We start from the raw sequence: 795 nt of genomic DNA, 5'->3' as shown, positions 1-795 counted from the left end.
CACCCGTGCTGCGCCTGCGAAAAGGCCGTAAGGGCAATTTCTGGAAGAAATGTTACCGCTAACGGCGGCCTTCCCGGCGCAGTTTGGCGTTGTCACCGACCCAGCCGTGGATCAGGTCTCGGCGAATGGCGGCGGCGTGTTGAATGTCCGGCAGTGGGCGATGTTCGCTGGGGTCAACCGGGTCAAGCGCGCCGTAGGTGCGTTCGAGATAGGCCGGCAGCAGCTTGTCGAGGTCGCCGACAATGATCAGGGTCATGTTGTTGGGGGCGTACCAGGCCTTGCGCAGCTTTTCCAACTGGTCGCGGGTCAGGTGCTCGACTTCGGCCCGCTCGGCGCATTTGAGGCCCAGCTCGACGGCAAGCTGACTGCTGGCCTTGTGGCCGAGGTCCTGGCGGTCCAGCAGGCGTTGCAGGTGTGAGTAATGGCCGCCGTCTTCGCGCTCCACCACCTGTTTGGCGGCGTTGATGTTGGCGTCGGTCAGCTGGGTGCGGGTGATGATGGCCAGCAGCAGGTCGAGTACCTTGCGCTGGTTTTGCGCCGGGGCCTCGATGACGAAGGTAGTGTCGGCGTTGCTGGTGTAGGCGTTCCAGTCACCGCCGAGGGCTTGCATGCGTTCTTCCAGCTCACCTTCACCACCGCCGTCGATACCGCTGAACAGCAGGTGTTCCAGCAGGTGTGGCAGCTCCTTGTCTTCGCAACTGAAGTCATCGAGGCCCACACCCACCACCAGGCGAATGGCCACGTGGCCGCGTTCAGTGCCCGGCTTGAGCAGCAACTGCAGGCCGTTGGGCAGGG

1 protein-coding gene is annotated in these 795 nt (G+C 63.6%); it reads right to left on the bottom strand.

Going from position 1 to position 795, the window contains the following annotated elements; genetic code table 11:
* Positions 1–58 precede the first annotated feature (58 nt).
* On the bottom strand, positions 59–795 hold a 737-nt coding region (locus AOG26_RS20640; protein ID WP_200907884.1), incomplete at its 5' end, for an insulinase family protein.

The organism is Pseudoalteromonas sp. UCD-33C, assembly GCF_001306895.1.
GTDB lineage: Bacteria > Pseudomonadota > Gammaproteobacteria > Enterobacterales > Alteromonadaceae > Pseudoalteromonas.
The sequence above is the reverse complement of the archived record's forward strand: the minus strand, read 5'-3'. Positions and strand labels throughout refer to the sequence as shown.